Raw genomic sequence first — 16,681 nt, forward strand, 5'->3', positions numbered from 1 at the left:
ACCGCGGACTTCGACAACACAACCGGTTCGGCGTGGTCCGAAACGTCACCGAGACCGGAGGACTACAGCGAGGCGTCGCGCTACTTCGGGCTGTCGCCGCCCAGCAGGCCCTTCAGCTCGTCGGGCAGCTGGAAGTTGCCACCGGCGGCACCGCCACCACCGAATGCGGCGGGCAGCTCGCCGGGCGCAGGCTGCTGCGGAGCCGCCGCGGCCGGGTTTCCGCGCTTGGCCGGGTTGCCCGAAACACGCTTGGCCTTGCCCTTTTTGGCCTGCTGCTTCGCCTTCTTGCCGCCGCCCATGCCAGGCATCCCGGGCATCCCGGGCATTCCCGGCATGCCCTTGCCGGAGGCCATCGCGGACATCATCTTGCGGGCCTCGAAGAAGCGCTCGACCAGACCGCTGACGGCGGCCACCTCGGTACCCGAACCCTTCGCGATCCGGGCCCGGCGGGAGCCGTTGATCAGGTGCGGATCGTTGCGCTCGGCGGGCGTCATCGAGTGGATGATCGCTTCGATCCGGTCGATTTCGCGCTCGTCGAAGTTCTCCAGCTGGTCCTTGAACTGGGCCGCGCCGGGCAGCATGCCGAAGATCTTGGTCAGCGGGCCCATCTTGCGCACGGACTGCATCTGGGCGAGGAAGTCGTCCAGGGTGAAGTCCTTGCCGCCCTTCTTCTGCAGCTTGGCGGCGGTCTTGGCCGCCTCACCCGCGTCGAAGCTCTGCTCGGCCTTCTCGATCAAGCTCAGCACGTCACCCATGCCGAGGATGCGCGAGGCCATCCGATCGGGGTGGAAGACGTCGAAGTCCTCGAGCTTCTCGCCGTTCGACGCGAACATCACCTGGCGGCCGGTGATCTGCGCGATGGACAGCGCGGCACCACCGCGGGCGTCACCGTCCAGCTTGGACAGCACCACGCCGTCGAAACCGACGCCGTCGAGGAATGCCTGCGCGGTGACGACCGCGTCCTGGCCGATCATCGCGTCGACCACGAACAGGATCTCGTCGGGGGTGACCGCGTCCCGGATGTCGGCGGCCTGCTTCATCAGCTCGTCGTCGACACCCAACCGGCCGGCGGTGTCGACGATGACGACGCTGTACTGCTTGGTGCGCGCCTCTTCCATCGCCTGCCGCGCGACCGACACCGGATCACCGACGCCGTTACCGGGCTCGGGAGCGAACACCGGCACGCCGGCCCGCTCACCGACCACCTGGAGCTGGGTGACAGCGTTCGGCCGCTGCAGGTCGGCCGCGACCAGCATCGGCGTCTGGTGCTTGCTCTCCTTCATCCACTTGGCGAGCTTGCCGGCCAGGGTCGTCTTACCCGCACCCTGCAGACCGGCCAGCATGATCACCGTCGGCGGCCGCTTGGCGAACCGGATCTCCCGGGTTTCACCACCGAGGATCTTGACCAGCTCGTCGTTGACGATCTTGATCACCTGCTGCGCCGGGTTCAGCCCGCCGCGCACCTCGGCACCCGCCGCGCGCTGCTTCACCGCCGCGATGAAGTCCTTCACCACCGGCAGCGCGACATCCGCCTCCAGCAACGCGATCCGGATCTCCCGGGTCGTCGCGTCGATATCGGCGTCGGTCAGCTTGCCCTTGCCACGAAGATTCTTGAACGTGGCGGAAAGGCGATCGGAGAGCGTGTCGAACACGAGTGATCCGTTCCAGTCGAGGTGCCCCATACAACCCCGCCGAGTCTACCGGCCCCACGCACACCCACCCGACGCCCTCTCCCACCCACTAAAGTCCCGCCCGGAGGTAGACATGCGGCCAACGGACTTCAACTGCCGCTACTCGGCGGCCAAGGACAAGCTCCGTGACAGCTCGTCCCGCCACCTCCCAGTGGGACCTCGCCGACCCGCCGAAGTTCTCAGATAGCTGATGACCGGTCGCCCGGTCAGCCGGTAGTGATGCTGGGACGCGATCGCGGATCACTTCGTTAGGATCCGTCTCGATGCCGTCGTACCGGCTGATGCCGTTCACCGCTAGTCTCATGCGATGGCTGGGGCAACGTCGGTGGCGGAGTTCGACAAGGCGTACATCCTGGCTCGTGGTCGGGTGATGGCCCAGGGTGGAGCGACCATCGCGGACGAGCAGTCCGCTCTACAGGATTTGGCAGCGGGCCTCACGACAGATGCGGACCGGCAATGGGCGGCCAGCATGATCGAAAGTCTCAGCGTTGTCGCTCCGGCCTCCGCCGCGCCTGCTCCGAGTCCGCTCGTTCTCGAGGCCTCCGCCGTCCAGCGAGCGGCCTTGGCGGCGGATGGCACCGAAGCGGAACGTATCGAGGCCCTCGCCGAGGCCCGGCACAAGATCTTCGAGCTTGCCAGTAAGGCCGACGCACGGGAGGCGTCGCAGATCCGGGGTCTCGCGCGCGTTCTCGAACATCTCGAAGAGGGCATGCGGAATTCACCATGGGATGAGGGTCCCTCCGCCTCGCCGAGTAGCTGAACTTGGCTGACGAGCGGCTGGTCGCTCCGGCCAATCCCGGCCATCGCTCGATTCCAGTCGTTCACGAGTAACGAGGTGGCGCGACGAACGCGCGGGCCTGTGGATGACGGGCACGCGTTGCGCTGGACAGCCGCTAGCCTGGCGGGATGGCTGGGGAAACGACGGTAGCGGCGTTCAACAACGCCTACTTGCACGCTCGCGATCGGGTCGAGGCAGACGGCGGACGAACGCTCGCCGCCGAGCAGGAGGTCCTGCGCAGGCTCGTTCCCGGCTTGGCGAAGGAGTCCGAGCGGCAATGGGCTGAGCGGATGATCGCGAGCCTGGCTACCGCGCCGCAACCTGAACCGGAGCCAGGGCCGTTGTACCTGGAGGCTTCGGCGATTCAGGGCCAGGCGTTCTCCGGTGAGGGCACGACCGAGCAACGGATCGAGGCACTGGTCGAGGCGCGGCGCCAGATCTTCGAACTGGCGAGCCATGCTCCAGCGGACGAGGCCCCGCACATCCGTGGACTGGCTCGAGTTCTGGAACATCTGGAAGACGCCCTGCGGAATCCGGCATGGTATGAAGAGCCGCGTCCTCCCCAGGGCGGCTGACGATGAACGATGTGCCGATTCCCCGGGATTCACCGGCCTACCAGGAGTTCAAACGGCTGCACGACCTGGCCCACCAGATGCGGCCCGGGTCGGCCGACCGCTGGAACGGTGACCTCTACGCCAGTTCCAACCCCACGCGGTTCGGCGCGCTCGATCCTCAGGGCAACATGCGGTTGTCCCAGACGCTCGTACTGGACCATCTTTCCGGTGCCACCGATCCGTCCCGCCGGGCCGAGCAGGCGCAAGCCATCGCCACCGTGCTGCACGAGTCGTTGCATTCGCGCGTGCCTATGGACGACCCGGGGAATCCGGATGCGCAAAGGAATCTTCAGTCCCGCGCGTTGGACGAGGGCCTGACGGAGTACCAGACGGTCTCGAACTTCCAGGCGTTCGCGGATTTGGCCGGCTACCAGGATCTGCCGACGCCTCCGGCGCAGTACGACTCGGCGTACGTCGCCACCACCCGAGTGCTCGACTACGCGGCAGGCCCGGACACCTCGCGGCGTAAGCTGGCCGACCGGGCGCTCGACGCACCAGTGTCGATGCGGTTCAACGCACTAGCCGACGAAATCGTGCGCACGCGGCTCGACGGCGTCGTACCGCCGGAGCCGCAGCATCAGCAAGCCGCCCGGGCCGAGGTCAGCACGGCCCTTGCGGACATGTCCTGGCAGGGCCTTGCCCACTCCGGCGCTGGTCTCGGCGGCGGCGTAGCGCGGGAGAGTATTGAGCGGGTCGAACGGGCTGTTGGGCGGATCGAGCAGCATTATCAGCAATCGCCTGATCGGCCGTACGGCGCTGCGCCCGCGGCGGGGTCTGGGCAAGGCCTTGGCGGTGAGCAGCAGCGTCTCGCTGGAACGGCCGAAGGAGTAGCGGCTGGCCCACCTCAGCAGGCGGGACCAGGGCAGGGCGGCCCCGCGCAAGGTGAGCGAGGGCCGGTTGATTTGGCGCAGTTGCCGCCGGCGGAGGCCGCTGCTCGGCTGGAGGGAGTAGCTGCGCAGGGTGCTCAGGTGCATGGCTGGCAGGAGCAAGGTCCGCCCGTGCAAGGTCAGCAGGGGCAAGGGCAGGCCATGCCGGGGCAGATGACGGCTGGACAGCCGGGGCAGGTGGCGGCTGGGCAGCGGGTGCCGGTGGAGATGCGGGCGGCGTTTAGTGGGCAGGCGCCTGCCGCGGGGGCGGTGCAGAGTGCGCCGAAGCTTGGGGATGGGTCGCGCGGGAGTTCTGGGGCGGAGGCTACGGCTGGGCGTTCGGTCGGGCCGCGGAACGAGCCGACTGGTCGCGATCGGGATTAGCCCCAGCCGACGGAATCCTCGCGACGTCCGGCGCGAAGTTGGTTGACACCGGCGTTGGGCTAACCGATGGTGGGGCTTTATCGGTTAGGGAGGTTGGGGTGCGCGAGGTTGTTGTGGTGGATGCGCCGACGAATTTGGGGTTGCGGCCGCCAGCGGACGGGGTGGTGCCCGGGTGTTACAAGTTGGCGGGCGCTCTGCGGGACCGAGGGCTGGTAGGCAGGATCGGCGCGACTGATGGTGGGTACGTCGTTCCGCCCAGGTATGACCGGGCCGGGTGGCGGCCCGGGGATGGCGTGTTCAACGCGGCGGCGATCGCGGCGTACAGCCGGAAGGTGGCGGAACGCCTTCAGCCGATCCTGGCGGACGGGAAGTTCCCGGTGGTGCTCGGTGGCGAGTGCAGCCTGCTGCTCGGGCCTACCCTGGCGCTGAAGCGGCGCGGGCGGTTCGGCGTCGCGTATCTGGACGGGCATTCGGACTTCCGGCATACCGGCAACAGCCCGTACGTCGGAGCCGCGGGTGGCGAGGCGCTCGCGCTGGTCACCGGTCGCGGCCAGGCCGATCTCGTGGACCTGGACGGCCTCGCGCCGTACGTGCGGGACAACGACGCCGTGTCGCTGGGGATTCGCGCGGACGACGAGGATCACGACGAAATGGTCGCGGCGGGCATTCTCGTCCGCTCCGCGCAGACCATCGCGGCGGACCCCGCCAAGGCCGCGGCGGAAGCCCTTGCTCGGCTGGAGTCGCTCGACGGGTTCTGGGTGCACCTCGACGTGGACATTCTCGACGCCTCGGTGATGCCAGCGGTGGACAGCCCGGACCCGGGTGGCATCGACCATGACGAGCTGATCGCGTTGCTGCAACCGCTGATCCGTTCGCCCAAATGCGCCGGGATCGACATCGGGATCTTCGACCCAGACCTCGATCCCGATGGCACCCTGGCGGCCGAACTCACCACCACGCTGGTCGCGGCCCTGACCTAGACCTCCCAGGCCACCGGTACGCCGTGCGGCGCGGCCACGCCAAGGATCCGCCGTTCGCCATCGGGCCAAACCCGTGCCGTCACCAGGAACTCATGCGACGACGACGGCGTACGACGCCCCGGCTCCAACGACAGCTGCGCGACCGGCGCCGAGGCGGAGGCTTGTGCGCCGAGGGCCTCGATCGCCGCCGTACCCGCCTCCTGGTCGGACGGCGACAGGTACTGCCACATCACCGAGTGCCAGACCACCGTCAGGTGCTCCGGCACGGGCTCGATCGCGCGCAGGAACGAGACCGCGTCCTCCCGCCGGATATCCGCCGGAACCTCGCGGGCCACTTCGAGCGCTCCGCGCAGACGGGCCAGCCGTTCGGTCATGTCCGGCCAGACGTACGACGTCAGCGTGAGCCGGCCTTGTTCGCTCAACGGGTCCACCGGCGCGATATCGCTGCCCACCCGCTCAACAATCCGCAGGCCGGTTGCCGTGAGCAACGACCCGAGGGGCCACGCGTCAGCAATGCGCACGGGGCTGTCCGGCCGGCCGTACGACGAGCCGTCGGCCAGGTCGTACCGGTAATGGTCCGCGCGCAGGGTCAACCCGGCGCTCGACCCGATCTCGAACAGCCGCACCGGCAGATCGCCCGAAATCCGGAGCAGGCCGCCGTAGAGCGCAGCGGCCCGGCCGACCTCGTTGGTCTGCGGCGGCTGGTTCAGCAGCGAGCGCACCTCGCCGCCATGCGAATGCAGGACCTGCTCGAACGCCTCCCAACCGAGCACCGGGTCCCACTCGCCACCCACGCTCGGGTAGAACACGGCCAGCTCCGGCACCTCCCCCGCCAGCACCAGCCGGTGCACGCTGCCGAGCAGGCGAAGCGCCAACGCCGAAGGGCCCGAGTCGTTCTCGTGGCCGGCCAGTACGGCGGTGGAGACGCCGCCGCGTTCGTAGTCGTCGACCAGCCTGCGCAGTAGTTCCCCGTACAAGGGCGAGCCCAACTCGTCACAGGCCCGCGCCTGGGCCTGGAACGTCTCGACGATCTTCACGCCCCGACTGTATTAAGAAGGCGGCGACAACCGATTGAGCACGGTCTTCGCCAAGGTGCGCGCGTCCTCTTCCTCCAGCGGGGAACCGTTGCTGTCGGTTAGGTAGAACACGTCCACGCATTCGGCGCCAAGCGTGCTGACGTGGGCCGAACGGATGTCGGCGCCCGCGGCCGCGATAGCCGCGGTCACGTCGTACAGCAGGGCCGGACGGTCGTGCGCGCGGACCTGCAGGACCGTGGCGGTTTCGGACGCCCCGGGCAACAGGTCGACCCGGCTCGGCTGGTGCCGGGCGGATGGCGCGTCCCGGGCCGTGAGGCGTCGTACCAGGTCGGTGTCGTCGCGAAGCGCCACAGCCAGCCGATCCCGGAGGCGAACCGCATCAGGCACAGAACCCGACACAGACCACTGGGAGATGCCTAACTCGTCCGAAGACGTTATGACGGCTGAACGAGCCGCGAGCCGCTCTACCGCCATTACCCCGGCAACAGTCGCAAGCGAGCCCACCTGGTCCGGTACGGCCACTACAACTCGTAGATCCCCGTGGTGATCCGATACGGCGACACCAACCGACCCAATGCCTACAACCTGGTGCAGCGGCGGAATCGGGATAGGCGGCGCATCAGTCCACAGAGAGCTGCCACCGCCCGCAAGCTCGGCCCGAACGCGTCGAGCCAGTTCACCCACTAGGCGCATCCGCCAAGGCGAGGCGGCCGCCGGACCGGCTGCACGCGCGTCGGCGTACGTAAGGGCCTCCAAGAGGTCCAACGTGTCCGTGTCGCCAACGATCCCTGCAATCAGGTCAACCGTCATTGGGTCGTCTAGGTCGCGTCTAGTGGCTACCTGCGACAGCGTGAGGTGTTGCCGCACAAGCAGGGCCACAGTCTGTACGTCGGCTTCGTTGAACCCGAGCCGCCTACAGATCCCTACAGCCATCTCGGCGCCGGTAACGCTGTGGTCGCCCTCAACCCCCTTGCCGAGGTCATGCACGAGTGCAGCCACGAAAAGCAGGTCCGGCCGACGTACGTCGCGCACGAGCTTCGACGCCTCGACACAGGTCTCCAGGAGGTGCCGATCCACTGTGAAGCGGTGTACGGCGGACTGCGGCGGGCGGAACCGTACGGCGTCCCAGTCGGGCAGGATCCGCGAAACGTAGCCAGCCTGGTCCAGGGCCTCCCAAACCTCCAGTAGGCCTTGCCCAGCGCCGAGAAGTGCGCAGAAGAGTCGACGGGCCTCCCCCGGCCAAGGGGTCGGCAGGTCCAGGGAATGCCGGGCCAACCGGCCACAGACGGCTGGTGACAGCACGAGTCCACGGTCGGCGGCTACGGCGGCTGCGCGCAGGCCGATGATCGCATCGCGCTCGGGCCGCGCGTCAGGCATCAGGACGACTTCACCCTCGTGCTGCCCGACACCTTCGTCCAGCGCCAGCAGCAACGGCCCACCACTGGTACGGCGCCGACGGGCTCGCGCGGGCTTCGCGGCGAGGCTCTCGACCCGGCGCCAGGACACGTCGCACACGTGGGCAAGGGCCCGGCCGGTCGCGTACACGTGGCGGAGCAACGCCTCGCGGTCGGGCATACCCAGCCCACGGGCCACATCGCCCGTGACGTCGGCCACGAGCCTGTCAGTGGCCCGGCCGGCTACGGCGTGCAACTCGTCCCGTACGTCCAGCAGGTCGCGCCGGGCGCGTTCCACCACCGGATGCGGGACATCGATCAACCAAGAGGCCACCAGGGCCCGGAGTACGACGGCGTCGCGGAGCCCGCCGTACGCCTCCTTGAGGTCTGGTTCGGCTAGGTGAGCCACCTCGCCGACAGTGCGGGCCCGGTCCCGGCAGGCCTCTGCGAGCGCGGGCAGCCGCGTTTTCGCCGTACGGCGCCAGTCGGCCATCAGGACCGAGCGAAGTTCGAGAGTCAGGTGAGAGTCGCCCGCCACGTGCCGGGCGTCCAGCAGCCCAAGGGCGACACGTACGTCGTCGGCCGCCGCGGCGCGGGCCTCCGCGATCGTGCGCACGCTGTGGTCGAGCCTGGTCCGCGAATCCCACAGCGGATACCAGATCTGGGACGCGAGTTCGTCCACCCGGGGATAGTCGTCGACGTGCACCAGCATCACGTCGAGATCGCTGTACGGGGAGAGTTCCTCCCGGCCGTAACCGCCTACCGCGACCAGGGCGACGCCCTCGGCGGGAAGACCGAGGGCGTCGCAAGCCTTGGCGAGCAGCAGGTACAGCAGCGCGTCGGCCTCTTCGGCACGCGCGCGCCGCTGTTCTGCTCGATCCGTCATCGAAGGGCACTCATTTAGAGGGCGTCTCCGTCGCGTTCACCGGTGCGGACCCGGACGATCGTCTCGACCGGGGTCACCCACACCTTGCCGTCGCCGATCTTGCCGGTCTGGGCGGCCTTGACCACCACGTCGAGCACCTGAGCGGCGTCGCCGTCCTCGATCACGACCTCCAGCCGGACCTTCGGTACCAGGTCGACCTCGTACTCGGCGCCGCGGTAGACCTCGGTGTGGCCCTTCTGCCGGCCGTAGCCGCTGGCCTCGGTCACCGTCATACCGGTCACACCGAAGGTCTCGAGCGCCGCGCGGACGTCGTCCAGCTTGTGCGGCTTCACCACCGCGGTGATGAGCTTCATGCGTTCGCCTCTTCCTTGTCGGACTTACCCACAGTCTCGTCGGTCACAGTCTCAGGCCTGGGCTCGGCCCGGACCAGCGAGTGACCGCGCATGCCGCCACCGGAGGTGAACTCGTACGCCGTCTCCGCGTGCTCCACCTGGTCGATACCGGTGAGCTCGTCGTCCTCCTTGAGCCGGAAACCGATGGTGAGATCGATGACCTTGGCCAGTACGAAGGCGACCACGAAGGAGTAGACACCAACGATCAGGTTGGCCAGCACCTGCCGGCCGAGCTGACCGGCGCCACCGCCGTAGAACAGGCCGTCCACCGCCGCCGGGGCCGCCGCGCTACCGAGGAAGCCGATCGCGATCGAGCCGACCAGACCGCCGACCAGGTGCACGCCGACCACGTCGAGGGAGTCGTCGAAGCCGAGCTTGTACTTGAGCGAGACCGCGAAGGCGCAGATACCACCGGCGACCAGGCCGAGAATGATCGCGCCCATCGGCGTCACCGCGGCACAGGCCGGGGTGATCGCGACCAGACCGGCAACGGCACCCGAGGCCAGACCCAGCGTGGTGGCCTTGCCGTGCCGGATGCGCTCGACGATGAGCCAGCCGATCACCGCGGCGGCCGTGGCCACCTGGGTGTTCACGAACGTGACCGCCGCGGTCGAACCCGCGGACAGCGCCGAACCGGCGTTGAAGCCGAACCAGCCGAACCACAGCAGACCGGCGCCGAGCAGAACCAGCGGCAGGCTGTGCGGGCGCATCGGGTCCTTGCGCCAGCCGACCCGGCGGCCGAGCACGATGGCCAGGGCCAGCGCGGCCGCACCGGCGTTCACGTGCACCGCGGTACCACCGGCGAAGTCGAGCGCCTTGATCCCGGCACCGATGAAGCCGCCGCCACCGTCGGCGTCGAAGAACCAGACCGAGTGCGCGACCGGGAAGTAGACCAGGCTGGTCCACAGCGCCACGAACACGATCCAGCCGCGGAACGTGGCCCGGTCGGCGATCGCACCCGAGATCAGGGCCGGCGTGATGATGGCGAACATCAGCTGGAAGGCCACGAAGGCGAGCGTGGGAATCGCGTGGCCCTCGGCACCGGTCACGGACTCCGGCGCGAGCAGGCCCTTCAGCCCGGCGGCCGAGAAGTTACCGATCACCCCGCCGTTGTCACCACCGAACGTCAGCGAGTAGCCGACCACCACCCACAAAATAGTGACGACGGCGATGGTGATGGCGCTCATCATCATCATGTTGAGCACGCTCTTCACGCGCACCATACCGCCGTAGAAGAAAGCCAGCCCTGGTGTCATCAGGAACACCAGCGCAGCACTGATCAAGACCCAGGCGGTATCGCCGGCGTTGATCTCCATCGTGGTCCCTTCGTCGATCACGAACTGGGCCGTCGTCCTCAATCGGTCGCTCCACGACAGCGGGGAGCCCGCGCGGCCACATGGCAAACGTTGGCGGGGACCCGTTTCAACCGATCGCGGCATTTGTTTCGCGGATGTGACAAAGCGTGCCGCCAGGTGACATCCGGATGACGGATCGCCCGCCGAGTGGCACTCTTGCTGCACCACACGGCCGCAGCCGCGCCACTGCGACCGTCCGAGCCGAGAGCAGTCGAAATGGAGACGAACAACGGGGAACGGCCACGTCGTGGCCGGCCGCGGGATCCTGAGGCGGAACCGCGGATCCGCAGGCACGCCATCCAGTTGTTGCTGGAGCGCGGCTTCGACGGTATGACCGTCGATGACGTGGCCGAGGCAGCTGGGGTGGGCAAGGCAACGATCTACCGTCGCTGGGCCAGTAAGGAAGATCTGGCCCATGACGCGATGACGCAGGTCTTCAGTATCGAAATACCCGATCCGGACACCGGATCGATCGTCGGCGACCTGACTCAGGTTTATGCCGACGCGGTCGTATTCGCGGGTAGCAAAGAGGGTGTGGCTCTGATCCGGCTCGCCCTGAGTGAGATCAACCGGGATCCGCAGACGGCCGCGCTGTACCGGAACTTCCTCCAGCATCGGGTGGCCCTCACCGCCGCCGCGGTGGATCGGGCCCGCGCCCGTGGGGAGAAGATCCGGCCCGACGCGGACGTACCGGTGATGGTCCAGTGGCTCGCCGGCCTACTGATCGTGCGAGCCGTCACCGGTGAGCCGATGCCAGGGCCGGACGATGTCGAGGACCTGGTCCGGATGACCTTGTTCGGGATTTGCGGGGACCCGGCAACTACTGTGCGAGACCGATCAGCAGCAGAGAGATAGCAGCAGCGGCCACTACCGCGACCGACAACCAAAAACCGGTACGACGCCTGCGCCGGCCGATCGCCGCACCGGCGGCCCAGGCGTCGTCCGCGAGACCAGGTGAGAGGATTCCGTCCACCGCCTGGTCCAGCGTGATGCGCACGTCCGGCAGCCGGCTGGACGACGTACCGAGTTCTGCCTGCAGGCGGCTCAGACCGGCCTGCAGCTGTTCCCGCACGGCGATATGCGAGATGTCGAGCAGGTCCCCGGTCTCGACGACCGTGAGCTCCTCGTACGCCACTAGAACCAGTACTGCCCGTTGCAACGGGGTGAGCGTGCCCAGCGCACGTAGGACCTCCCCCGGTGCTGCGGCGGTCTCCTGTTGCCAGGGCAGCCTGCGCCGCACAATCCGCTCGTAGAGCAGGCGAAGCGCGTAGGCGTCCGGATCGTCCTCCCGCCCCCACCGCATCGCCAAGCGGGCCAACGCCGCCTGCAAAGCCGAACCGGCCTTAACCGGGTCCAGACAGACCAGCGTCGCCCCACGCAGCCACCTGTCCTGACGGGTGTCAACGTAAACCGCGAACTCCTGGTCGACGTACTCGCGCATCATGCCTCCCTGCCATGGCGATGGTTACATCGCCGCGGTGGCGCAAGAGTTACACGAGACAGCCCCCGGGAACAGACCCCGTGAGCCAGGCTGTCAGGTCAGGAGGGCGTTGAGTTCGCTGTAGTCCATCCCGTCCTCCAGCTGGCGGTAGGTACCGGCGCCGAGGACTTCTCGGGCGGCGGCTGCCGCGAGGCCGTACGACGCTTGGGCGATGCCGGAACCCAGGCTGATCCGGGCCACCCCGAGGTCGATCAGTTCGGAGACGCCGAGTGCGCCCGGGTGCACCATCACGTTGAGCGGAAGTGGTCCGGTGACGAGCACCTTGATCAGGTCGACGCCAACCGCCTTCGCCGTTTCCCTTGCCGTGCGCAACCGTTCGGCCTGCTCCGGCTTTCCCAGCAGCGGCTCCGATGGGCGGAGCCCCTGGGCCCAGGAGATGCGCGCGCTGGTGGTCGCGATCGCCTTGGCGCCGGCCGCTTCGATCGCCGCCGCCGAACCGGCGTCCCACGCGTTCGGTAGTACCAGCGGGCCTTCTCGATGAAGATCTTGCAGTGCTGTCGCGTTATCCGTCACGTGCTCCAGCGTGACCCAACCGAGCGAGCACGTCTGGCCATATTCGGACCTGATCAGGTCGCGAGGGCATCGACCACGGCGGTGCGGGCGGCTTCGTCGGTGAGGCCTAGTTCGCGGAGGACCTTGGCGGCGACGCCACCGGAGTCGCGGTAGAAGGCGAGCAGGATGTGCTCGGTGCCGATGTAGTTGTGGCCGAGTTCGAGGGCTTCGGCGACGGCGCCCTGCAGTACGTGCGAGGCCCTCGGCGTCAGCGGCGGCTCGCCCTCCACCGGGTTCGCGCCGGGCGGGACCACCGCGGTGATGGCCTGACCCAGTGCCTCCTCGGTGATACCGGCGGCGGCGAGCAGCTTGACCGCGAGACAGGCCGGCTCGGTGAAGAAGCCGAGCAGCAGGTGCTCGGTGCCGACGTAGTTGTGGTTCGAGGCCGCGGCGATTCGCGGTGCCGCCTCCACCGCCCGGCGGGTGCGCCCGGTATAGCGGTCGAAGGCCGGGCGGGTGGTCCAGGAGACGGCGAACCGCTTGTGCGCCGCCTGCTTGCTCACGCCGAGCACGGCGCTGATCTCGAGCCAGGACTTACCGGCCGCGCGAGCGCGGTCCACGAAGTACCCCAGGGCCGCGTCGCTGGTCGCGGTCAGTTCGTTGATCTCGGTCGCGGCCGTGGCGAGCTGGGCCAGCTCGTCATCGCTGTCCGCGTCCTGGCGGATCGTATCGATGAGTTCCTGCAGATTCGGTCCAGGCGTCATGTCGTCAACCCTAGGTTGACAATCCTCGGCCGTCAACCTCGAGTTGACAAACCCGGGCCGACGGTCACAGACAGTTGCCGAGGGCAACCGTCTCGAAGGTCGGAACAAGTAGCCCAGGTTGTCCTTCTCCACAAGGACTGTCAACGCCTGGCGGCGAGTCTGAACGAATCTCCAGCAGAACGTCACCACACCTTGACGATCACTGTGGGTTAGTGCTCGTATCGATACCGCTCGGGGCCGGAAAACGACTTGGGATGTGGATACTTCGTGGTGAACGACAGGCAGGCTCCACAAAGCGACTACGCCGCGGTGGGCGGCGCGCCGGCCATCGCGTCGGTGGTGGACCTCTTCTACCAGCGGGTGCTGGCCGACCCGCAGCTGGTCGGGTACTTCGCGTCGACCGATCTGACCCGGCTCAAGCGGCACCAGGTTCAGCTGGTGTCGCAGGTGATGGGCGGCCCGGTCAGCTACGAGGGCCCGGAACTGGCCGCCGCGCACGCCGGGCGGGAGATCACCGAGCAGGACTTCGGCCGGGTGGTCGAGCACCTGATCACCTCGTTGCACGCGCACGAGGTTCGCAAGGACATCATCGACCGGGTCGTGGAGGCACTCGCGACGACCCGGGACGACGTCGTCACGCACTGACCCGGAATGGATCCGGACGCACTGAAGAACAGCTGGGCGGTGGTCGCCAAGTCCGGTGACGAGGTCCCCCTGTTCTTCTACTCCCACTTGTTCCTCAGCCATCCCGAACTCCGGGAGATGTTCCCGGTCTCGATGGCGGCCCAGCGCGACAAGCTGGTGGCCGCGCTCGGTGCCGTGGTCAGCAATGCCGACCAACTCGATCAGGTCACGCCCGTGCTGGCGCAGCTCGGGCGTGACCATCGCCGGTTCGCGGTGGTGGCCGAGCACTACTCCCACGTCGGCGCCTCGCTGCTGGCGACGCTGCAGCACTTCCTCGGTCCCGCGTGGACGCCGGAACTGGCGTCCGACTGGGCCACGGCGTACGGCCTGGTCGCGGCGGTGATGGTCGACGCGGCGGATGAGTCGGCCGATATCAGCCCGGCTTGGTGGCCCGCCGAGGTCATCGGCGTCGAACGGCGCACGATGGACGTCAGCGTGGCGCACGTCCGGCCGGCGGAACCACTGCCGTACCGGCCCGGGCAGTCCGTCGCGGTGGAGTTTCCGCAACGCCCGCGCCGCTGGCGGTACTTCAGCCCGGCCAACGCGCCCAGGTCGGACGGCTCGATCGAGCTGCACATCCAGCTCGTACCGGGTGGCCAGGTCAGCAGCGCCGCGGTCCGGTCGCTGCGCCAGGGCGACACCCTCCGGCTGGGTTCGCCGGTGGGTGAACAGCTGGCCCTACCCGACGACGGCCGCGACCTGCTGATGGTGGCCGGCGGTACCGGGCTCGCGCCGTTGCGGGCGATGCTGGAGCAACTCGACCAGGGCTGGCGCGGCACCACGCCGAAGGTGCACCTGTTCCACGGCGCCCGGATGCCGTGGAACCTGTACGAGCACACTCAGCTGACCCGGCTCACCCGGCGGCCGTGGTTCGACTACACCCCGGCCGTCTCCGACGACGGGTCGTATCCCGGTCAGCGCGGGCTGATCGGCTCGATCGCCGCGGCCCATGGCCCCTGGACCGATCGCCTCGCGCTGGTCTGCGGTTCGCCCGCGATGGTGGCGCACACCGTCGGCGAGCTCACCGCGGCCGGTCTACCGACGGCGAACATCCGCTCCGAACAGTTCGTTGGGGGACCCCAGTGACAAGCGAAGACGCCTTCTCCCGGAGACCCGCGCAGTCTCCGAACACCATTCGCCACCACGTGTTCAGCACCCGCATGCGCGGTTACGACCAGGCGGAGGTGAGCGACTTCCTCGCCGATCTGGCCGATCAGGTGGAGTACGCCGATGCCGATCGGGCCGCGCTGCGGGCGGAGCTGGAGCGGATCCGCGCCCGCAGCACCGACGACGAGGAGCGGGCGCACATCACCGCGCACGCGGTCGGGCTGCTCAGCCAGGCGCAGCAGATCGCGGACAACCTGGTCGCCGAGGCCGAGCAGTACGCGCGCGACCTGGTCGAGGCGGCCCGGGACCAGCATCGCGACGTACTGAAGAAGGCGCACGAGTCGGTCGAGACTGCCGTGCGCGCGGCCGAGGGCCCGTTCCCGCCCAACGCCGAGCTGGAGTACGTACGGACCTTCACCCAGGTCGCGCACGTGCAGCTGCGCTCGGTGCTGGACGCGCTGGCGGAACAGGTCGAGCGGCTCGGCCGGCTACCGGAGCTGCCCCGGCCACCCGAGCCCGATCTCGGCGAGATCGAGTGGTGGGGCGACCTGTCCACCAAGAACTAGGCGCTGCTGGTTCTAGTCGAGCAGGGCGTCGACGAACTGCTCCGCGTCGAACGGAGCCAGGTCGTCGGCGCCTTCGCCGAGGCCGACCAGCTTGACCGGTACGCCCAGCTCGCGCTGCACCGCGATCACGATGCCGCCCTTGGCCGTGCCGTCGAGTTTGGTCAGCACGATGCCGGTCACGTTGATCACCTCGGCGAAGACGCGGGCCTGGGTGAGCCCGTTCTGCCCGGTGGTGGCGTCGATGACCAGCAGGACCTCGTCCACCTCGGCGGACTTCTCGATCACGCGCTTGACCTTGCCAAGCTCGTCCATCAGGCCGGTTTTGGTGTGCAGCCGGCCCGCGGTGTCCACCAGTACGACGTCGACGCCGGCCTCGATCCCGGCCTTGACCGCGTCGAACGCGATGCTCGCGGGGTCGCCGCCCTCGGGACCGCGCACGGTCCGAACGCCGACCCGCTCACCCCAGGTCTGCAATTGGTCCGCGGCGGCCGCGCGGAAGGTGTCGGCCGCACCGAGCACGACCTGCTTGTCCTCGGCCACCAGGACGCGGGCCAGCTTGCCCACGGTGGTGGTCTTACCGGTGCCGTTCACGCCGACGACCAGCACGATCGCGGGCTTCGTATCGGTCCGCGAGGTCTTCAGCGACCGGTCCAGCGTCGGGTCGACCAGCGCGACCAGCTCCGAGCGCAGCACCGAGCGGGCCTCTTCGGCGTTCGCGATGCCCTCAACCCGGACCCGGGTGCGCAGCCGCTCGACCAGTTCCTGGGTCGGGCCGACGCCAACGTCGGCTGTGATCAGGGTGCTCTCGATGTCGTCCCAGGTCTCTTCGTCGATCTTGTCGCTCGACAGCAGCGCCAGCAGTCCCTTGCCGAGCGATCCCTGGGAGCGGGCCAGGCGGGCGCGGAGGCGGACGAGCCGTCCTTGCGCCGACTCGGGCCGCTCGACCGTCGGCAGCTCGGTGTCCTCGAGCGTGCGAGTGGGCGTGTCCCGGGGTTCTTCCGCGTCGTCGCCGACCTGAGGCTCGGCCGGCTCGATCCGCGGTGTGGGCGCGGGCGGAGGCAGCTCCTGGGCCTTGCGGCGGCGGGAGACGACCAAACCGGCAGAGGCGCCGATGAGGATCACGGCGACCGCGATGATCGCGATCAGCACCTGGTCGGTGAGCAGAGGAACAACCTGAGGGGTCAACACGA

At 68.6% G+C, this 16,681-nt stretch carries 17 protein-coding genes; 8 read left to right on the forward strand and 9 right to left on the reverse strand.

Annotated elements, in window-relative coordinates; genetic code table 11:
* Positions 1–80: 80 nt before the first annotated feature.
* Positions 81–1,652 carry a signal recognition particle protein gene (gene ffh / locus ACFFGN_RS30365; protein WP_380054645.1) on the reverse strand — a complete coding sequence of 524 codons (1,572 nt, stop codon included), beginning with the start codon at positions 1,650–1,652 and terminating at the stop codon, positions 81–83.
* 346 nt (positions 1,653–1,998) lie between these two features.
* Here ffh and ACFFGN_RS30370 point away from each other — a divergent pair, with 346 nt between their 5' ends.
* The 4 genes from ACFFGN_RS30370 (at position 1,999) to ACFFGN_RS30385 (ending at position 5,313) form a co-directional block, all read left to right on the forward strand.
* Positions 1,999–2,451, forward strand: a complete 453-nt coding sequence (locus tag ACFFGN_RS30370) for a hypothetical protein (protein WP_380054648.1) — start codon at positions 1,999–2,001, stop codon at positions 2,449–2,451.
* A gap of 146 nt (positions 2,452–2,597) precedes the next feature.
* A complete protein-coding gene (locus ACFFGN_RS30375) occupies positions 2,598–3,044 on the forward strand; it encodes a hypothetical protein (RefSeq protein WP_380054651.1) in 447 nt (148 codons plus the stop codon).
* A gap of 2 nt (positions 3,045–3,046) precedes the next feature.
* Complete coding sequence (locus tag ACFFGN_RS30380) at positions 3,047–4,333, forward strand: hypothetical protein (protein WP_380054654.1); 1,287 nt, start codon at positions 3,047–3,049, stop codon at positions 4,331–4,333.
* A gap of 98 nt (positions 4,334–4,431) precedes the next feature.
* Positions 4,432–5,313 carry an arginase family protein gene (locus tag ACFFGN_RS30385; RefSeq protein WP_380054657.1) on the forward strand — a complete coding sequence of 294 codons (882 nt, stop codon included), beginning with the start codon at positions 4,432–4,434 and terminating at the stop codon, positions 5,311–5,313.
* On the opposite strand, the gene ACFFGN_RS30390 is transcribed toward ACFFGN_RS30385, so the two are convergent.
* Genes ACFFGN_RS30390 through ACFFGN_RS30405 form a run of 4 tightly spaced genes read right to left on the reverse strand, consistent with a single transcriptional unit; the run spans position 5,310 to position 10,338 of the window.
* Positions 5,310–6,350, reverse strand: coding sequence for a DUF2332 domain-containing protein (locus tag ACFFGN_RS30390; protein WP_380054659.1), 1,041 nt, complete (start codon positions 6,348–6,350; stop codon positions 5,310–5,312). The genes ACFFGN_RS30385 and ACFFGN_RS30390 overlap by 4 nt on opposite strands.
* A gap of 12 nt (positions 6,351–6,362) precedes the next feature.
* Positions 6,363–8,630 (reverse strand): [protein-PII] uridylyltransferase, encoded by a 2,268-nt coding sequence (locus ACFFGN_RS30395; RefSeq protein WP_380054662.1) that lies wholly within the window; start codon positions 8,628–8,630, stop codon positions 6,363–6,365.
* A gap of 14 nt (positions 8,631–8,644) precedes the next feature.
* Positions 8,645–8,983, reverse strand: a complete 339-nt coding sequence (locus ACFFGN_RS30400) for a P-II family nitrogen regulator (RefSeq protein ID WP_380054665.1) — start codon at positions 8,981–8,983, stop codon at positions 8,645–8,647.
* Positions 8,980–10,338, reverse strand: a complete 1,359-nt coding sequence (locus ACFFGN_RS30405; RefSeq protein WP_380055109.1) for an ammonium transporter — start codon at positions 10,336–10,338, stop codon at positions 8,980–8,982. The genes ACFFGN_RS30400 and ACFFGN_RS30405 overlap by 4 nt, the downstream gene beginning before the upstream one ends.
* Before the next feature lie 255 nt (positions 10,339–10,593).
* Between ACFFGN_RS30405 and ACFFGN_RS30410 the strand changes: the two genes are divergently transcribed.
* The gene (locus tag ACFFGN_RS30410) at positions 10,594–11,232 is read left to right on the forward strand and encodes a TetR/AcrR family transcriptional regulator (RefSeq protein ID WP_380054668.1); all 639 of its coding nucleotides are present in this window, start codon (positions 10,594–10,596) and stop codon (positions 11,230–11,232) included.
* On the opposite strand, the gene ACFFGN_RS30415 is transcribed toward ACFFGN_RS30410, so the two are convergent.
* From ACFFGN_RS30415 to ACFFGN_RS30425, 3 genes are all read right to left on the reverse strand, one after another.
* The gene (locus tag ACFFGN_RS30415; protein WP_380054672.1) at positions 11,198–11,818 is read right to left on the reverse strand and encodes an RNA polymerase sigma factor; all 621 of its coding nucleotides are present in this window, start codon (positions 11,816–11,818) and stop codon (positions 11,198–11,200) included. The genes ACFFGN_RS30410 and ACFFGN_RS30415 overlap by 35 nt on opposite strands.
* Before the next feature lie 93 nt (positions 11,819–11,911).
* Entirely contained in the window at positions 11,912–12,391 is a 480-nt protein-coding gene (locus ACFFGN_RS30420) for an isocitrate lyase/phosphoenolpyruvate mutase family protein (protein WP_380054675.1), read from the reverse strand.
* 53 nt (positions 12,392–12,444) lie between these two features.
* A complete protein-coding gene (locus ACFFGN_RS30425; protein ID WP_380054677.1) occupies positions 12,445–13,134 on the reverse strand; it encodes a Clp protease N-terminal domain-containing protein in 690 nt (229 codons plus the stop codon).
* Positions 13,135–13,401: 267 nt separating this feature from the next.
* Here ACFFGN_RS30425 and ACFFGN_RS30430 point away from each other — a divergent pair, with 267 nt between their 5' ends.
* From ACFFGN_RS30430 to ACFFGN_RS30440, 3 genes are read left to right on the forward strand one after another with little or no spacing between them, the layout of a single operon-like run.
* On the forward strand, positions 13,402–13,779 hold the full coding sequence (locus ACFFGN_RS30430; RefSeq protein ID WP_380054680.1) for a group I truncated hemoglobin: 378 nt from the start codon (positions 13,402–13,404) through the stop codon (positions 13,777–13,779).
* 6 nt (positions 13,780–13,785) lie between these two features.
* A complete protein-coding gene (locus tag ACFFGN_RS30435; RefSeq protein ID WP_380054683.1) occupies positions 13,786–14,904 on the forward strand; it encodes a globin domain-containing protein in 1,119 nt (372 codons plus the stop codon).
* A 59-nt stretch (positions 14,905–14,963) separates the two neighbouring features.
* On the forward strand, positions 14,964–15,491 hold the full coding sequence (locus ACFFGN_RS30440) for a DivIVA domain-containing protein (RefSeq protein ID WP_380054686.1): 528 nt from the start codon (positions 14,964–14,966) through the stop codon (positions 15,489–15,491).
* A 12-nt stretch (positions 15,492–15,503) separates the two neighbouring features.
* Here the strand turns inward: ACFFGN_RS30440 and ftsY are convergent, their stop codons facing one another.
* On the reverse strand, positions 15,504–16,679 hold the full coding sequence (gene ftsY / locus ACFFGN_RS30445; protein WP_380054689.1) for a signal recognition particle-docking protein FtsY: 1,176 nt from the start codon (positions 16,677–16,679) through the stop codon (positions 15,504–15,506).
* Positions 16,680–16,681 lie beyond the last annotated feature (2 nt).

The sequence above is a fragment of the Kribbella deserti genome, from assembly GCF_042434725.1.
In the GTDB taxonomy this organism is placed as follows: domain Bacteria; phylum Actinomycetota; class Actinomycetes; order Propionibacteriales; family Kribbellaceae; genus Kribbella; species Kribbella deserti.

Coding starts and splice junctions, on each gene's coding strand:
- ACFFGN_RS30370 (WP_380054648.1), top strand. CDS start 1,999: ATGGCTGGGGCAACGTCGGTGGCGGAGTTCGACAAGGCGTACATCCTG.
- ACFFGN_RS30375 (WP_380054651.1), top strand. CDS start 2,598: ATGGCTGGGGAAACGACGGTAGCGGCGTTCAACAACGCCTACTTGCAC.
- ACFFGN_RS30380 (WP_380054654.1), top strand. CDS start 3,047: ATGAACGATGTGCCGATTCCCCGGGATTCACCGGCCTACCAGGAGTTC.
- ACFFGN_RS30395 (WP_380054662.1), bottom strand. CDS start 8,630: ATGACGGATCGAGCAGAACAGCGGCGCGCGCGTGCCGAAGAGGCCGAC.
- ACFFGN_RS30400 (WP_380054665.1), bottom strand. CDS start 8,983: ATGAAGCTCATCACCGCGGTGGTGAAGCCGCACAAGCTGGACGACGTC.
- ACFFGN_RS30405 (WP_380055109.1), bottom strand. CDS start 10,338: ATGGAGATCAACGCCGGCGATACCGCCTGGGTCTTGATCAGTGCTGCG.
- ACFFGN_RS30410 (WP_380054668.1), top strand. CDS start 10,594: ATGGAGACGAACAACGGGGAACGGCCACGTCGTGGCCGGCCGCGGGAT.
- ACFFGN_RS30415 (WP_380054672.1), bottom strand. CDS start 11,818: ATGCGCGAGTACGTCGACCAGGAGTTCGCGGTTTACGTTGACACCCGT.
- ACFFGN_RS30425 (WP_380054677.1), bottom strand. CDS start 13,134: ATGACGCCTGGACCGAATCTGCAGGAACTCATCGATACGATCCGCCAG.
- ACFFGN_RS30435 (WP_380054683.1), top strand. CDS start 13,786: ATGGATCCGGACGCACTGAAGAACAGCTGGGCGGTGGTCGCCAAGTCC.